The organism is Spiroplasma endosymbiont of Amphimallon solstitiale, assembly GCF_964030965.1.
Classification (GTDB): Bacteria; Bacillota_I; Bacilli_A; order Mycoplasmatales; family VBWQ01; genus Spiroplasma_E.
Window position 1 is genome coordinate 1,360,790 of record NZ_OZ034999.1, and the last position, 14,930, is coordinate 1,375,719.

The 14,930-nt window shown below is 22.4% G+C and carries 26 protein-coding genes, 1 other RNA gene and 2 pseudogenes; 13 read left to right on the top strand and 16 right to left on the bottom strand.

Annotation, left to right across the window (positions count from 1 at the left end; genetic code table 4):
* Positions 1-19: 19 nt before the first annotated feature.
* From recA to AAHH39_RS08460, 4 genes are all read right to left on the bottom strand, one after another.
* On the bottom strand, positions 20-1,003 hold the full coding sequence (gene recA, locus AAHH39_RS08445; RefSeq protein ID WP_342217745.1) for a recombinase RecA: 984 nt from the start codon (positions 1,001-1,003) through the stop codon (positions 20-22).
* Positions 1,004-1,190: 187 nt separating this feature from the next.
* Positions 1,191-1,517, bottom strand: coding sequence for a nicotinamide-nucleotide amidohydrolase family protein (locus tag AAHH39_RS08450; protein WP_342217746.1), 327 nt, complete (start codon positions 1,515-1,517; stop codon positions 1,191-1,193).
* A gap of 48 nt (positions 1,518-1,565) precedes the next feature.
* Positions 1,566-1,914: RNase P RNA component class B (gene rnpB / locus AAHH39_RS08455), an RNA gene on the bottom strand.
* Positions 1,915-1,943: 29 nt separating this feature from the next.
* Entirely contained in the window at positions 1,944-2,261 is a 318-nt protein-coding gene (locus AAHH39_RS08460; RefSeq protein ID WP_281749393.1) for a DivIVA domain-containing protein, read from the bottom strand.
* 74 nt (positions 2,262-2,335) lie between these two features.
* Here AAHH39_RS08460 and AAHH39_RS08465 point away from each other — a divergent pair, with 74 nt between their 5' ends.
* Entirely contained in the window at positions 2,336-2,797 is a 462-nt protein-coding gene (locus tag AAHH39_RS08465) for a Holliday junction resolvase RecU (protein WP_342217747.1), read from the top strand.
* Here AAHH39_RS08465 and AAHH39_RS08470 read toward each other — a convergent pair.
* A complete protein-coding gene (locus tag AAHH39_RS08470) occupies positions 2,794-3,108 on the bottom strand; it encodes an HU family DNA-binding protein (RefSeq protein WP_342217748.1) in 315 nt (104 codons plus the stop codon). The genes AAHH39_RS08465 and AAHH39_RS08470 overlap by 4 nt on opposite strands.
* Positions 3,109-3,456: 348 nt before the next feature.
* On the opposite strand from AAHH39_RS08470, the gene AAHH39_RS08475 reads away from it, so the two are divergent.
* The 5 genes from AAHH39_RS08475 (at position 3,457) to AAHH39_RS08495 (ending at position 5,566) form a co-directional block, all read left to right on the top strand.
* A complete protein-coding gene (locus tag AAHH39_RS08475; RefSeq protein ID WP_342217749.1) occupies positions 3,457-4,164 on the top strand; it encodes a rolling circle replication-associated protein in 708 nt (235 codons plus the stop codon).
* Entirely contained in the window at positions 4,131-4,355 is a 225-nt protein-coding gene (locus tag AAHH39_RS08480) for a hypothetical protein (RefSeq protein WP_342217750.1), read from the top strand. Before AAHH39_RS08475 ends, AAHH39_RS08480 begins: the two co-directional genes overlap by 34 nt.
* Before the next feature lie 177 nt (positions 4,356-4,532).
* Entirely contained in the window at positions 4,533-4,853 is a 321-nt protein-coding gene (locus AAHH39_RS08485) for a hypothetical protein (protein ID WP_342217751.1), read from the top strand.
* 184 nt (positions 4,854-5,037) lie between these two features.
* Positions 5,038-5,313, top strand: a complete 276-nt coding sequence (locus tag AAHH39_RS08490) for a hypothetical protein (protein ID WP_342217752.1) — start codon at positions 5,038-5,040, stop codon at positions 5,311-5,313.
* A 58-nt stretch (positions 5,314-5,371) separates the two neighbouring features.
* Positions 5,372-5,566, top strand: coding sequence for a hypothetical protein (locus AAHH39_RS08495; RefSeq protein ID WP_342217753.1), 195 nt, complete (start codon positions 5,372-5,374; stop codon positions 5,564-5,566).
* 52 nt (positions 5,567-5,618) lie between these two features.
* Here AAHH39_RS08495 and AAHH39_RS08500 read toward each other — a convergent pair whose 3' ends face one another.
* From AAHH39_RS08500 to AAHH39_RS08540, 9 genes and pseudogenes are all read right to left on the bottom strand, one after another.
* Positions 5,619-6,554 (bottom strand): IS30 family transposase, encoded by a 936-nt coding sequence (locus AAHH39_RS08500; RefSeq protein ID WP_342217754.1) that lies wholly within the window; start codon positions 6,552-6,554, stop codon positions 5,619-5,621.
* 251 nt (positions 6,555-6,805) lie between these two features.
* The gene (locus AAHH39_RS08505; RefSeq protein ID WP_342217755.1) at positions 6,806-7,411 is read right to left on the bottom strand and encodes a hypothetical protein; all 606 of its coding nucleotides are present in this window, start codon (positions 7,409-7,411) and stop codon (positions 6,806-6,808) included.
* Between the two features lie 15 nt (positions 7,412-7,426).
* A pseudogene (locus AAHH39_RS13425) lies at positions 7,427-7,561 on the bottom strand (IS30 family transposase); the annotation flags it as partial.
* A 191-nt stretch (positions 7,562-7,752) separates the two neighbouring features.
* Positions 7,753-8,043 carry a hypothetical protein gene (locus AAHH39_RS08515; RefSeq protein WP_342217757.1) on the bottom strand — a complete coding sequence of 97 codons (291 nt, stop codon included), beginning with the start codon at positions 8,041-8,043 and terminating at the stop codon, positions 7,753-7,755.
* Positions 8,044-8,045: 2 nt separating this feature from the next.
* The gene (locus AAHH39_RS08520) at positions 8,046-9,377 is read right to left on the bottom strand and encodes a hypothetical protein (RefSeq protein WP_342217758.1); all 1,332 of its coding nucleotides are present in this window, start codon (positions 9,375-9,377) and stop codon (positions 8,046-8,048) included.
* Positions 9,378-9,405: 28 nt separating this feature from the next.
* A complete protein-coding gene (locus AAHH39_RS08525; RefSeq protein ID WP_342217759.1) occupies positions 9,406-9,921 on the bottom strand; it encodes a hypothetical protein in 516 nt (171 codons plus the stop codon).
* Between the two features lie 103 nt (positions 9,922-10,024).
* Entirely contained in the window at positions 10,025-10,357 is a 333-nt protein-coding gene (locus AAHH39_RS08530) for a hypothetical protein (protein ID WP_342217760.1), read from the bottom strand.
* 15 nt (positions 10,358-10,372) lie between these two features.
* Positions 10,373-10,507: a hypothetical protein gene (locus AAHH39_RS08535; RefSeq protein WP_342217761.1), complete on the bottom strand. Its 135-nt coding sequence runs from the start codon at positions 10,505-10,507 to the stop codon at positions 10,373-10,375.
* Positions 10,508-10,522: 15 nt separating this feature from the next.
* A complete protein-coding gene (locus AAHH39_RS08540) occupies positions 10,523-10,720 on the bottom strand; it encodes a hypothetical protein (RefSeq protein ID WP_342217762.1) in 198 nt (65 codons plus the stop codon).
* Positions 10,721-10,846: 126 nt separating this feature from the next.
* On the opposite strand from AAHH39_RS08540, the gene AAHH39_RS08545 reads away from it, so the two are divergent.
* Together AAHH39_RS08545 and AAHH39_RS08550 are read left to right on the top strand one after the other, a co-directional pair.
* Positions 10,847-11,326: a hypothetical protein gene (locus AAHH39_RS08545; protein ID WP_342217763.1), complete on the top strand. Its 480-nt coding sequence runs from the start codon at positions 10,847-10,849 to the stop codon at positions 11,324-11,326.
* A gap of 15 nt (positions 11,327-11,341) precedes the next feature.
* A complete protein-coding gene (locus AAHH39_RS08550; RefSeq protein WP_342217764.1) occupies positions 11,342-11,527 on the top strand; it encodes a hypothetical protein in 186 nt (61 codons plus the stop codon).
* Between the two features lie 75 nt (positions 11,528-11,602).
* Here AAHH39_RS08550 and tpx read toward each other — a convergent pair whose 3' ends face one another.
* Complete coding sequence (gene tpx / locus AAHH39_RS08555) at positions 11,603-12,109, bottom strand: thiol peroxidase (protein ID WP_342217765.1); 507 nt, start codon at positions 12,107-12,109, stop codon at positions 11,603-11,605.
* An 89-nt stretch (positions 12,110-12,198) separates the two neighbouring features.
* Between tpx and AAHH39_RS08560 the strand changes: the two genes are divergently transcribed.
* Positions 12,199-13,017, top strand: coding sequence for a hypothetical protein (locus tag AAHH39_RS08560; protein ID WP_342217766.1), 819 nt, complete (start codon positions 12,199-12,201; stop codon positions 13,015-13,017).
* 15 nt (positions 13,018-13,032) lie between these two features.
* Positions 13,033-13,332 (top strand): hypothetical protein, encoded by a 300-nt coding sequence (locus AAHH39_RS08565; RefSeq protein ID WP_342217767.1) that lies wholly within the window; start codon positions 13,033-13,035, stop codon positions 13,330-13,332.
* 23 nt (positions 13,333-13,355) lie between these two features.
* Here AAHH39_RS08565 and AAHH39_RS13430 read toward each other — a convergent pair.
* Positions 13,356-13,481 (bottom strand): annotated as a pseudogene (locus AAHH39_RS13430) (IS30 family transposase); the annotation flags it as partial.
* Positions 13,482-13,524: 43 nt separating this feature from the next.
* On the opposite strand from AAHH39_RS13430, the gene AAHH39_RS08570 reads away from it, so the two are divergent.
* The 3 genes from AAHH39_RS08570 (at position 13,525) to AAHH39_RS08580 (ending at position 14,661) form a co-directional block, all read left to right on the top strand.
* The gene (locus AAHH39_RS08570; protein WP_342217768.1) at positions 13,525-13,926 is read left to right on the top strand and encodes an ABC transporter permease; all 402 of its coding nucleotides are present in this window, start codon (positions 13,525-13,527) and stop codon (positions 13,924-13,926) included.
* 35 nt (positions 13,927-13,961) lie between these two features.
* Entirely contained in the window at positions 13,962-14,147 is a 186-nt protein-coding gene (locus AAHH39_RS08575; RefSeq protein WP_342217769.1) for a hypothetical protein, read from the top strand.
* A 202-nt stretch (positions 14,148-14,349) separates the two neighbouring features.
* Positions 14,350-14,661, top strand: coding sequence for a hypothetical protein (locus AAHH39_RS08580; RefSeq protein ID WP_342217770.1), 312 nt, complete (start codon positions 14,350-14,352; stop codon positions 14,659-14,661).
* Positions 14,662-14,930: the final 269 nt, after the last annotated feature.

Here is a 14,930-nt window from a genome sequence, read left to right on the forward strand (position 1 = left end):
ATGTTTTAAATATTAATTTTTAAAACTTGATTCGTTCCTTAATTTGTTCTAAAAGAAAAGTATTTGCTTCTAAACTTTCTTTTGCTTTTATTTTTCCTTCTCCTAATTTTACATCTTCATAAGTGTATCAGCCACCAGATTTATTAATAACTTCTTTCTCAACAGCAATTGTAATGATTTCACTAATTTTTGAAAATCCTTCTTCAAAACAAAAATCAAGACTTGCTGTTTTAAATGGTGGTGCTACTTTATTTTTTACAACTTTTATTTTTATTTTATGACCAATTATTTGATTACTTTTGATTAATTGTTCACCTTTACGTACTTCTAGTCTAATTGTACTATAAAAATGTAATGCTTTTCCTCCGGGTGTTATTTCAGGATTACCATATATAATACCAACTTTTTCTCGAATTTGATTAATAAATAAAACAATACAATTAGTTTTTGCGATACTTCCACTAATTTTTCGTAATGCTTTAGACATTAATCGCGCTTGAGCACCAATTGTTTGATCATTCATATCACCATCAAGTTCAATTTGTGGAACTAATGCAGCTACTGAATCAACAACAATCATATCTAAAGCTTCTGATTTAACAAGAATATCTAGTATTTCTAATGCTTGTTCTCCTGAATCTGGTTGTGTAATTAATAAACGACTAATATCAACACCTAATTTTTGACTATATTGACGATCTAATGCATGTTCAGCATCTATAAATGCTATTCTACCATTTTGTTTTTGAACTTCTGCTAAAGCCATTAATGCTAATGTAGTTTTACCTGCAGATTCTGATCCATAAACTTCAATAATACGACCTTTTGGAAAACCTTTAACACCTAAAATATCATCTAATAATATACTTCCTGAACTAATAACTTCAATATCGCCAATACTACTATCACTTAGTAACATAATAGCACCTTTGCCAAATTCTTTTTCAATTTGCTTAATGGCCTTTTCTAATAATTGCTCTTTTTCTTTAATGTTTATTTCCATAAAATCACCCTACAAAATATTAATAACTCTGTAAGATAATTCCTTTTTAAATTTTAAAAACTTAATAAAATTTTTTTTAAAATAACTACTGCTTTTGCTACTATAGTTGATCTAATTTCGTTTCTATTACCTGAAATATTTAACACTTCACATCAAACATTATCATTGATAACAATACCTACATATACTAAACCAACCGTTTATTTTCTAGAGCATTAGGTCCTGCATTTCCAGTAAAACTAATAGCAATATTTGTTTTTAAAATTTTTTGTGTATTTAAAGCCATTTCTATAGCACATTGTTTACTTATTACACCATATTTTTCAATGGTTGTTTTTTTAATTTTAACAATATTGATTTTTGATTCATTAGTATACGTTATAAAACCACCACTAAAATATTTAGAAGCACCAGCAATACTAGTAATCTCTTGAGCAAAAAGTCCACCAGTAATACTTTCACAACAACTAATTCTAAAATTAAATTTATCTAATAAAACTAAAAGTTCAGTCATTTTTAAACCTTCAATCAAATAATTTACAATACAAAAAAAGAATAAAAAAATCATAAGCCACGTTCTGTTCTTGCTTCTTGCAAGTGCTAACCATTTATCTACTATTGTAAACAATAGTTCGGTTTATTATTCATTTCTAATAAACCAATGCCCCTACCTAAATTTGGGTTTCTCGCTTGTGGGGTTTATCTCGTTCCAGCTTTTAAGTTTCCTTAAAACTCGTCTCTATGACACTTTTATAGACTAGAACCTTATTTAATAAAAACTTAGGTTTTTGTCAGCCGTCAGAATTACTGCTTAGAGTTATTGTTTTCTCTAACACAAACATTACTTTCATCACAGAAAGTGCGAGCGTGGACTTTCCTCTACATACTAATGCAGCGATTAGCTCATTTTTTATTCTTTTAGAAAAAAATTATAACATATTTATTCTTCATGTACAATACTTTCTAATTTGCTTAATCTCGTAATAATATCAACATTTTCTACACCTTTTTCTTCTAATTTTTGTTTTTCTTGTTTTAAAACTAAAATTTGTGTTTTTAAAATATCAATTTCTTTAAGTAACTTGTAATTATTATTTTCTAAAATTGCATTTTGCTTTTTTAGTTTATTTACAAATTCTTCTAGTATTTCATAATTAGTAGCTACTAAATCAAGAAATAAATCTACTTCTTTAGAATCATAGCCTTTATAATCAACAGTAAATTCTTTATCTATAATATCCTTTTTACAAATATTCATATTTATACCTCCTTTAATTAAAAGGAAAACTATTCCAAAGTTAGTAATATTCTATGTAAGGGGGAATTAAAATAATGTTTTATGCTAACCGTGGAATGTTTCTTGAAACTATAATTAATTATACTATTGAAATTATAAATAATGAAAAACAAGCACTAATTTTTAAACAAAATCCACCAATTTTATATCAAAACAATAAAATTTTTAAAGAAAAAAGTAATGTTGATTATCATGGAGTTTATCATGGTAAATATTTATGTTTTGAAGCAAAAAGTACTAAGTCTTTAACATTACCATGAAATAATTTTAAAAAACATCAACTTGAATACTTAGAAAATGCTTTTTATCTTAATGCTATTAGTTTTGTTATTATTTATTTTTCACAACATAATGCCTTTTTCTTAGTTTTTTGAGAAAAATTAAAATTTTTAAAAGTTCAAAAAAAAGCACTGACATATAAAAAAATAGAACAAAATGGATATAAATTAGAAATTATATATCCATTTTATCTTGATTTTTTAAAATTTTTAATTTAAGAAGCTAAAATTTCTGTTTGTTGATTAGTATGTTTTTTAAATTCAGAACTAGCTTTAAATTTAGGTGCTTTAGAAGCACTAATTACAATAGATTCACCAGTTTGGGGATTGCGACCTGTTCTTGCTTCACGAATAATAGTTTCAAATATTCCAAATTTTGGTATATTAATTTTACCACCATTTGCAACTTCAACTTTTATCTCTTCAAAAAATAAATCAATAATATTAGTCGCTAAGGCAATTGTGACGTCAGACTTTTGCGCCACTATCTTAATAATTTCTGTCTTTGTTTTAGAATTACTTTTTGCCATAAAAGATTTCCTCCTAATGTTTTAAGAATTATAATTATAATGTCTATTATAGATATTATTATAACTACGTTATCTTCAAACCAATTTAAAAATGTTACTGGTCTGTAATCAAATTATATAGTAACATTTTATAAAGTGAACCATAAAATGTATTTTTTTCTAAAAAAATGATAGAATTACTTTAATTAAGTAACGTTTTTCTTTTATTATTTGTTTTTATAATTTTTTATGTTAAGATTTGTTGGTTATTAAAATATATAAAATTGGTTTTTAAAACCTAGAATTGCGAAATTTTATATGGATATTCAACAAGATTTTTATATTAAAAAGGTTTTTTATGCTTGTTATGTGAAAAATATAGTATTACCTATTTCATTTTTAACTAATATAGGAAATAAAAAAGGTAAATGTTATGTTGGTAATAAGCAAAAATTGAGAAATAGTACTGTTCGTACTAAAATTAATTTAATTCAAAAAGCATTACATAATTTTTATAATAGTAAAATGTTAAGTTTTGTTACTTTAACTTATAAAGATAATATGCAAGATATTAAAAAAGCAAAAAAAGATATTGGTTTATTTTTTATTAAATTACAAAAATTATGAAATGACCCTAAACGTTTTTCGCATTTAGGAGAATTAAAATATTTTTATGTTTATGAGTATCAGTCTCGTGGTGCTATACATTTTCATATAATTTTCAATAGAAAGATACATAAAAGTATGTTAGCAGAATGATGAACTCATGGTTTTAATGATTTAATGGTAGTTAAAAAAGGTACTAATGAATTTGTTATTAAATATTTAGGAAAGTATGTTACAAAAGCAATAGATGATATTAAGTCTTTAAATCAAACAGATGTAGGTGTAAAGGCTTATGCTTTTAGTCGTAATTGTAAAAATCCTATCGTGGTTCGTGGTATTAAGAAATTAACAATTGGAGATATAATTAAAGCAAGTTTTAATTCTACAAATGTATTTTATTTTAAAACTCAAAGAGAGATAGTAATGGTAATACTGTTATGATTGGTGGTATTATTGAAAGTACTGTTGTAAATGATTATTTTAAAGAGTATGAAGATTACGAAAGATATGTATATTTAAGTGCTTTATCGCATAAGCATTATTTACGGACTAGTGAAATAGGTTATTTAATTCAAAGAGATAAAGATGTTTTGACTTGGGTTGATAAAGTTTTTGGTAATAAAGTTGAGAAAATAGATTTTAAGAAAAAAGTCTTACATTAGAAAAAAACTTAATTTTTTCTATAATTTTACTTGTATATATATATATATATATATATAATGGTTAATGAACATTAGTAATTATCGCAATTCTTATTAATGTTCATTTTTATTATAGTTTTTAACCCATGACTTTATTTTTTAAAGTAAATGGGTTTTTATTTTGAAAGGATAGTTTGTATGAAAGATAAGAAGAAAAATATAATTTGAAAAAGAATTATTAATAAAAAGTTTAATAAATTAATTAATTTTATTGATAAAGAACAAGCAAAATTAAATTCTTTTGACAAGGTAAAAGAATGATTAAATAAACAAGAAAATTTAGAAAATTTAGAACTATTAGCAGATATTGCATGTCAACAGAAAAAAATAAAAATTGAAAAATGAAAAGAAATTCATTGAAAAAAAGAAATTATTAATATAAATAAAAATTTACAAAGTAATGATATAGATTATATTGACTTGTTAAATCAACCATCAACAAATGGATATATTAATTAATTAAAATTACCAAAAATTTAGAAATTAATATTAAGATACTATTATCACTAAATAATAATACAAAGTTTTTATTTTTGTTGAAATTTTATATTTTTATGATATATTATTAATAAGTATAGGTTTACCCTACTATGCTTAACTTATTAAATTAAATTTTAATGAATTGCGAAGGTTAAGTTTTTTTATGTTTAAAGTACAGTTAGTTAATATTGAAAAAGGGCGTGTTATTCCCGATAAAAATAATAAAGGTCAAACATTGAAGTTTGATTTTTTGAAGTTTGTAGAAATAAATAAACAAACAAGCGTGCCAACTGGTCAAACACGTGATAAATGATATAATCCAGAATTTGCTAGTGATTTTAATAATTGTTTATCTGTTGTTGATTTAAAAGTTGGTAATTTTTATTCACTTGAACTTGATTTAAGCGGTAATATTAAAAAACTTTCTAATTGAAAATAGTTATTTATTAAAAGGGTAATTTTAAATAATTATTAATATGTTAGGAGTTAATTAAATTATGGCTAAAAATGATAATTGTTCATGTGAACAAGCATTTCATTTAGCAATTTATATGTGTAAACTTTGTGACCAAGTTATTTGTCCTAAAAGAGTTTTACAAAACTTATATACTAGAAAATATTATTGTCCAAATTGTATATTAGATATTGCTTTAAATAAATCAATGAGACAACAAGAAAGTAAGTTAAATTAGGGTGAATAAAGTTAATAGTTACCTGAATTGTAAATATAAATGGGACAGTTTTTTAAAATAATTGTATTAAATCTATTGGTCTTTTATAAGATAGTGATTTTCTGGGTGTAGAATTAATTTGAAATGCTATAGTATTTAAATCTTTTTGTTTATATGAAGATAGATCTGTAGATTTTGGTAAATATCTTCTTAAAATACCATTATTATTTTCATTTAAACCTCTTTGACAAGGTTTACCAGGATCTGCAAAATAAATCTTAACATTACAATTTTTTTCGATTAATTTTCATTTACTAAATTCTTTACCACGATCAAAAGTAATAGTTTTAACTGTTCCTTTTTGTAACTTTGAAATAAATTTTATTATACTTTTTGTAATATTTTCTGATTTATTATTTTTAGTTGCTAAAGGAATTGTGGTTTTTGATCATATATCAGCTAAAGTAATAATAGAACTTTTATGATCTTTACCAATGATAGTATCACCCTCTAAATGACCAAATTCTTCTATATTTTTAATATTAGGAATGATTAAATTTCTTTCATGAATAGACTTACAATTATTAATTCTGCCCCTAGTTTCTTTTTGTTTGTGAGGTTTATTTTTTCCTTTTCTCAATAAGTTATTTTCATCAAAACCCATTCGATTTGTTTTAAACATGTTATATAAAGTTTTTGTTGAAATACTTTTTATTTTATTTTCCTTTAAAAAATTAGCAATTATATCAAGAGCATAATTTTTAGTAATTAACAAATGATTAATAGTATTAATTTCTATTAAAGTTAAAATTATTAATTTTCTACCTGCATTTTGTTTATTTTTTTGAATTTTATTCAATATTTCTAATGGTAATAAGTTTTGATTTAATAATCTACAAACTCTATGTACAGTTGATTTACTATAATCAATGGCTTTTGCTATTTTACGAATCGAAAATCCATAACTTTTATATTCTTTTATTGATTCAATAGTCAGATACTTATACATTGTGCTAATTCCTTTCTTTTCTTAATTATAGAATTAACACAATTTAATTTTTATATAAGTGTCCTTTTTAATTTTACAATTCAGGTTATAATTTAATTTTCTTTAAATAAAAGACAACTTTAAATTATTAATTGTTATAAATATTATAACCCTAAATAGGGTTAATGTCAAGTCTTAATATAGATTTTATTAACTTTTATAAATTGAAAATTCCTAACTATTTAGGTTTAGATTTATTAAGTTTTAAAATATTAAAGTAAAAGTTTTAACTTATTAATTCTTGCTGAATTAATTATAAGCATATTATCAAGTACTTTATCATTATAAATTTTAGCACCATATCCTTTTAAAGATTTAACAAGATGTGATACATCACTTTCAGCACAAACTCCTTGATTTCAATTTTCTTTTTGATTTATAACACCATCTTTATTATTTTTAAAATATTTATATATTTCTTCATTTACATTATTTTCTTTTAAATAATCTAATAATTGATAATATTCACCATTAACAAATAAATTATATGCATTTGTTAATTTTTTATTATCTACTTTTCTATTAATAATAAATCCTTTTTTAAGTGCTTTAAATGCATGATGTCTATCAATTACATAAGGAATATTTTCTTTTTTAGCAGTAGTTTTAATTCAAGGTGCACCATCACCAATAAATACTAAACTACTTTTATTATAAAAAAATTGTAAATCAAGAAATTCATAAATTTTATCAATTAATTCTTGTCTTTTAATTCTTTGACCATTTCTAGTTTTCATATAAGTAATTTTTTTATCTTTTAAAACGTTTCTACTTTTAGTAGATTTTTCTTTTAATTTTGTAGAAAAGTAATGATACATGATAAAGTGTTATTTTTAGAGAATTTTTACACTAAATAATGTTACTTTTAACAAATTTTTAATTAAAAATAATATTTTAAGTGTAAATTGATGAATAATTTTTGGTCATCCATACTTTTCTACATAATTAAAAGATTTTTCTAAATCTTTACCTTTATTTGCACTAATTGTACGAATACGATTTTTTTGTTTTTTATTATTAAATAATGAAGATATAAAACAATCATCCATATTTATAAATAATTTTTCATTTGGTAATAACTTGACCATAATAAGCACTTGTACCTATCATTGCACAAATTGGGCTTATACCAGTTCTTATTAATTTAGTTAAAGTATAATTACTCAATGGTGTAGTCTCAGTATATTGTGGCATTTTTATTTTCTCCTTTTAATAATTGATTAGTTTTTTTAATTTGAATTCTAACTGTTCCTTGACAATTTATATTATTACCAACACATATAGCAAAATTATCATGTACATCACTTACTATAAAATAATCATTTCTTAATTTAGGAAATTCATCTAATAAAATTGCTCTAATATCATTACTTGTAGTTAAATCTTCTGGTTTTGGTGAATAAATAGTAATATGTGCTTTTTCATCAAAATATTTATAAATATATTCCATAATTATTTTTTAGAAAATTTTAATTCTATTTCTTCAATATAATCTTTATCATTACCAGTCATAGTAGCACTTGTTTTTGTAATATTACTAAATGTTGCTTTACCTTTTTCATAACCATTATTACCAGCATTTATTATTGCAGTTTCTAATTCATCATTAGTAGGAGTTGCTCCAGCCATGGTAATTTTTCCTAAATTTTTAAAATAAATTAAATCATTTAAACTAATTCTAAAATCATCAAAATCAGCAATTTTAAATGTTACTGGTGATTTTTCTCTTTCTGCTGGAGTTAATTTAATTCAATTAGTTCAACAACGTTTTTGTGCTTCTTTAATTTCATCAGCAGTTGGCATTTTTTCCATAATAAATGATAATCAACCACGAATTGCTGTTGTTATACCATAAAGTGCTTTACCTAATGTTTTTTGATTTAATGTATTATTATCAATTAAATTTACTATTTTTTGAAAACTATTAGGTTGTGCAAATGCATTTCTATGTACAAAAACTCCTAATACTTTTTTTAAATCAAATGTTTTTTCTAAATGTAAACCAGTTTTAGTATCTTTAACCATATCTTTATTTAAAAACATATGTTTATATAAAAACATACCAAATACTGATTGTTTATATAATTGACCACTTGCTACAGTATCAGCAGCAATTTGACCATAATTTAATCTTAAATATGCTTTTGTTAATTGTAACATTGGAGTAAATCCTAATGCACCAATAAAATCACTTACATTTGTACCAATTTCAGTTTCAGTTATATTTCCTAATAATTCATTCATTTTATCTCCAATTTGATAAAATGCTGCTTTTGCTGTATCTTCTGTCATTTCTAACATATTAATAGGAATTACTTGTGATTTAGCAATACAATAATCTTTAATACCTTGTAAAAAAATACATTCTTGTATAAATAAATAATTTCTTAATGCACTTTCTGCTCATATTGATAACATATTTGCTTTTAAAGGAATTGGACTTGACATAAATCTATTCATATCAAAATCTTCAGTTCTTCAATCAATAACTAATATTTTGTCTAAAATAACACTAGTTGTTCTTAATGTTGTTCATTGTTTAATTGTTCCATTCATAACATCATATTTTGAACCCCAACGTAAACGTTCACCAATACGATAATATGCTTCTACTGCTCCTGGTATTTCACTTATTTGTTCTGCAACTGCACTTGCTTTTAAAAACATCATACTTTCATCATTATAAAGTATACCTTTTACTTGTGCTTCCATAGCAGTTAACATTGCTTTATTTCCATTATTACCACCAGTAATTAAACCAGTTGGAACTTGTGGAATAGCCATAATATCTCTCCTTTTGAGAAATATTTAATTATTTACTAAATAAAAATTCTAAAAATTTAATCATTTCTTGTTTAGTTTTTGCTCCTACAACTTCTGTATTTTTTAATAATTCTTCATTTTTAGATGTAATATTATTATCTAATTCAAAAAGTGTTTTTGGATTAAAAAACTCTTGTTTAGGTTCTTCATTTTTAATAATTTCTTGTTTTTTAATTTCTTTATTATGTAAATTATTATTAAATATTTCTGCATAATCTTCTTTTATTTTATTTAAAGCTTCTGCTTTTGATAAATTATTATATTTAGAAGTCATTAATAATTTTGACATTTCTTTTTGTTTATCTGTAAAACCATTAAATAATTTTTCTTCTTCATATATATTTACTTTATTTTCATATTCTTTTATTTTTGTTTCATATTCACTTAATTTAGGTTCTAATTCAGTCTTAGTATTTTTATAAACAAAATTTCGGTGTTGTTCTAATAAATTTTCTAATTCTTCATTAGTATAATTTTTATTTTTATCTCAGTTAAAGTTTTCCATATTTAACTCCTAAACTCACAGAATGGCTACTGTTTCCTTAATATTAATTATATCATTTTTATCCTTTAAAATAAAGAAAAAAACCTATATTTATTATAGGTTTCTAATCATCATTTTCTATTTTTCTAGGTTCACTAATATTAATAATTATATTACTTTTTTCGTTATTTTCTTCTACTTCTTGTGGAAATGCTAATCTTCAATAATCAAATTTTAATTGTGGAGTTGCTAATGCTCCTTTTAATAGTTCAACTTCTATTTTTTGACATGCTTTATCGTATTCAATGATAAATTTTTTTGCTCATTTTGGGCTTCTGTGTCGCCAATGAAATATGTTTTTTCTATCAATTCCTAATGCTAAGTTTAATCCTTGCTTAGTATATGGCTGATTTTCTTTAGAAAAATACTTTAATTTTGTAGAAAAGTAATGATACATGATAAAGTGTTATTTTTAGAGAATTTTTACACTAAATAATGTTACTTTTAACAAATTTTTAATTAAAAATAATATTTTAAGTGTAAATTGATGAATAATTTTTGGTCATCCATACTTTTCCTTTAATTTTGTAGAAAAGTAATGATACATGATAAAGTGTTATTTTTAGAGAATTTTTACACTAAATAATGTTACTTTTAACAAATTTTTAATTAAAAATAATATTTTAAGTGTAAATTGATGAATAATTTTTGGTCATCCATACTTTTCTACATAATTAAAATACTTTTCTACATAATTAAAAGAAAAATATTTTCTTATTTTTAATTTATAATTTCCTAATTCTTTTCTTTTTGTTGGCATATTATATCACCTATATTCAATATTTATATATTAATTATATCATTTTAACTAAATCATTTTCCAACACTCACCAGTTAATTATTGTTATACTCAAAGTCATGTATTTAGAAAGGTAATATTATTATTATGAATTTTCTAGAAAATGAACTTAATTATGATGAACTTGATATTACAATTAAAGATAATGGTATTAATTATGTAACAAATCTATTAAAAACATATGATGATTTTTGATATCAAAATATATATGATAAAACTAAACATAAATATGTTAAAACTGCTCCAAGAAGTCCAAATAATCAATATGGTAAAATAAATAATTTTTATCGTAGAGGTTATTTAATATTAGAAACTAATAAATATTATTATCCTTTAGATGATTATATAAAACTTAAAAAAAGAAAAAGAACACTTACTAGTTTAGAACATACAATAATAAAAAATTCAGGTAATGGTAAAAGACAATCTGATGTTCAAGATATATTAAAAAATAGTAATTTTTCTAAAACATATATGACTAATGTAATGAAAAATGCAGTAATAAATGTTGAAAAAGTAAAAGAAAAGAAAGTAGAGAAAGATGAGACAAATGTCTTTATAATCTAAAAAGGAGATAAAGTTATGAATAAAGTAGAAAAAGAAAAAGTAGAAAAAGAACTTAATAAATCAGCAAAACGAAGAGTTGCAAATATGGAAAAAAGATTAACACGTGAAGATATAGAAAAAGCTAATAAAGAAAAAGTAGAAAATGAAAATTCTGAAAAACAAAATAAGACTTCAAAAAGTCGTAGTTGATTTTCAAAATAAATAGTTTTTTAAAAGTCTACTGATAAATAAAAAAAGTTAGGTAATACTTATTTTAAAAATATTACCTAACTTTTTTTATGTTAAAGTTTTAATAAATTTTAGAACTTCATCATAGTTTGGTTCTAATGTTACTTCTTTAACAATTTGTAAATATATAACTTTATTATTTTTATCAACAATGATAATAGTACGCGCTAATAATTGGATTTCATCAATTAATAAATTAGTAGTATTACTAAAATTATTTTCATTATTTCGATAATCACTTCAAATATGAAAATTATTATTCATTTTTAGTTTTTCACAAAAGCGACTTTGAGCAAATGGTAAATCTTTGGAAATAGTAATGATAACTAAATCTTTTAATTTAGTAGCCTCTTTATTAAAGTGTATAGTTTGTAAAGCACAAGTTTTAGTATCAATGCTTGGTACACTAGAAATAATTTTAAATTTATTAGTGAATTGTTCTAAATTCATATTATCCATTTTTTTATTAACTGCAGAAAATGATAAAGTATCTCCAACTTTGATTATTTCATTTTTAATATGAACGGGTTTACCTTTAATTGTTAATTGCAACATAATATTTTTTCTCCCTTTTTATCAAATGTATTTATATTATTATTATTATAACTAAATTTATTAAAGATAATCTATTAAGGAGTAACAAAGTGTTGAAAATTTTAAATAAATTTAAAATTGCTATTCAAGAATTTAAAATGGTTTTTAAAGCAGTGGGGACTAAACACATTTATAAAAATAAAAGAACAATTATTAAAAGTATTGCACTATGTTTTATTCCATTTTTATATGCTTTTATTGCTTTATGAGCTTTTTTTAATCCATTGGGAAATATTAATCGTTTACCAATTGCTTTAGTTAATAACGATAGTTCTGCAGTAGGAATTAATCGTGTTATTAATCGACATAATTTAAATTTGGATAATGAAAATCCTAATAGTAGTGGTGCTTATGAATTTAAAATTAATGATTTACAAATTAACAATGAGAAAAAAACATTTACTGTTTATTATTATGATGATTGAAAAAGTTATTATCAACATCAAAATGACAAAACTTTTTTAACTGAAATTATTATTGATACTTGTTTTACTAAGGATTTTAATGATTTTTTTAAAAAAGCTTTTAAAGTAGTTATTGAAAATATTAAAACTCCAGAAAGAATTTGGAATCTTATTAATCAAATTACTATTAGACCAAAAATTAGTTTACAAGCTTCATATAAAGTTAGTCCGATTTTAGGTGAAATTAATGATTTTGCTTTAAATGCATTAAAAGATAATATTTTTAGTAAGTTTTTACCTGTTGTTATTAGTGATCAAGTATTTGATTATTGAGATAAAGATGCTTCTTTTAATTATGTAGAAAAGTATGGATGACCAAAAATTATTCATCAATTTACACTTAAAATATTATTTTTAATTAAAAATTTGTTAAAAATAACATTATTTAGTGTAAAAATTCTCTAAAAATAACACTTTATCATGTATCATTACTTTTCTACAAAATTAAAGGATGCTTCTGATTCAGGTTATCAGCATTTACAACCAATTTTAAAAGAAATTTATGGTATTCTTTCAATTGCTGTTCCTGGTTTAGGTCCTCATGCTGAACAATTTAATACTAATATTGATAGTGTAACAAGCAATGGAGATATTAAACATATTAAAGTTTTAGAACATGATTATTGAATGAATCATACTTTATTGGCACCTATTAACTTTATTAATTTTAATATTAATATTGAAGGTCAAGATAAATCCTTTAATTTTGTAGAAAAGTAATGATACATGATAAAGTGTTATTTTTAGAGAATTTTTACACTAAATAATGTTATTTTTAACAAATTTTTAATTAAAAATAATATTTTAAGTGTAAATTGATGAATAATTTTTGGTCATCCATACTTTTCTACATAATTAAAAGATAAATCTCCTTATGGATTTGGTTTAGGTCCATATTTCATGTGTATTGGAATGTGAGTAGGTACTTTATTATTAACTTTTACTTTTATTAGAAATAAAGATATTCCAAAAACTAAATTTTGATCAAACTATTTAGCTAAATCAGCATGAATGATTATTTTTGGTTTAATTCAGTCAACAATTTTAGTAACTTCATTATTACTATTATTTAATAATATTGATTTATGACAACGATTTTGACAAATGTTTTTATACATGTGATTAATAACAATTATTTTTGATTTGGTTGTTCAATCAATTGCTCACATGTTTCGTAATCATGATTTGGGTAGATTTTTAATTGTTATTCTTTTAATACTACAACTTTCTTCATCAAGTGGTACTTTTCCTGTTGAATTAGAACCCAAGTTTTTTCAAGTAATGTATAATTTTTACCATTTAGTTATGCAATAAAAGGATTAAGAGAAATTCTTATTAATCCTAATCCAATGACTATTTTATGAAGTATTGGTTGTTTATTAATATTTATTATTATTTTAGTACCATTATCATTGTTACTTAATTGATGACATGATCATAAAGATGCAAAAAATGAAGTTGGAAATAAAAAAATTAAATTAGTTGTTAATAATTCTTCATCATTAAAAAATAAAACTACTACTGATGAGAACTAAACATTATATTTTAGGTGTCCTTTTTTATTAATACTTTCTAATAAAAATAGAACACTTAAAAGAATGTTGTATATTAATTTTTTCAATTATAAACTTAAATTAATATCTACAAAAGATATATTTTTGTAGATATTAATTTATAAAATAAAAAACATAAATATTTAAAAAAAATAATAAAAAAGTAAAAGAGGAAAAATAACTTATGCATTTTAAAAAATTATTAACAATGTTTACTATAACATTTTTTGCTAGTTCAGGGACTATGCTTTTAATTAATACTAATGTTTCTAATAACAAATTAATTAAAAATTGTTTGGTTAATAACCATGAAACATTTTCAAAATTGGAAGGAACTAGTGGTCTAATTCAATCAATAACTAGTGATCAAAAAGGCAATGTTTATGCCGCTAATAATGAAGGTATTATTTATTATATTAGTGAAAATAATAAAGATATTAAACCAATATTTAAAAGTGAAGGTATTATTCAAGCAATAGCGGGCGCATCACTTTAACCCTTAGATTCATAATTGGATAACAAAGAACGATATAACTATCGTTCTTTTTTTGTTAAAAGATTAAAACTTCATAAAACTGTCGTAGAAGTCTAATAGTGAGTACTTTATGTAAATACTTCTATATCAGAATAAAAGAGCATTTAATGTTAAGCAAGTTAAAATGTTACACTGTATCGCTTAATGTAATTATAGATTAATTTGAATAGCCTTATTATGGCTCAGTAAAGAACCCATTAATCTAATTAACAATTACATTTGTATTATTT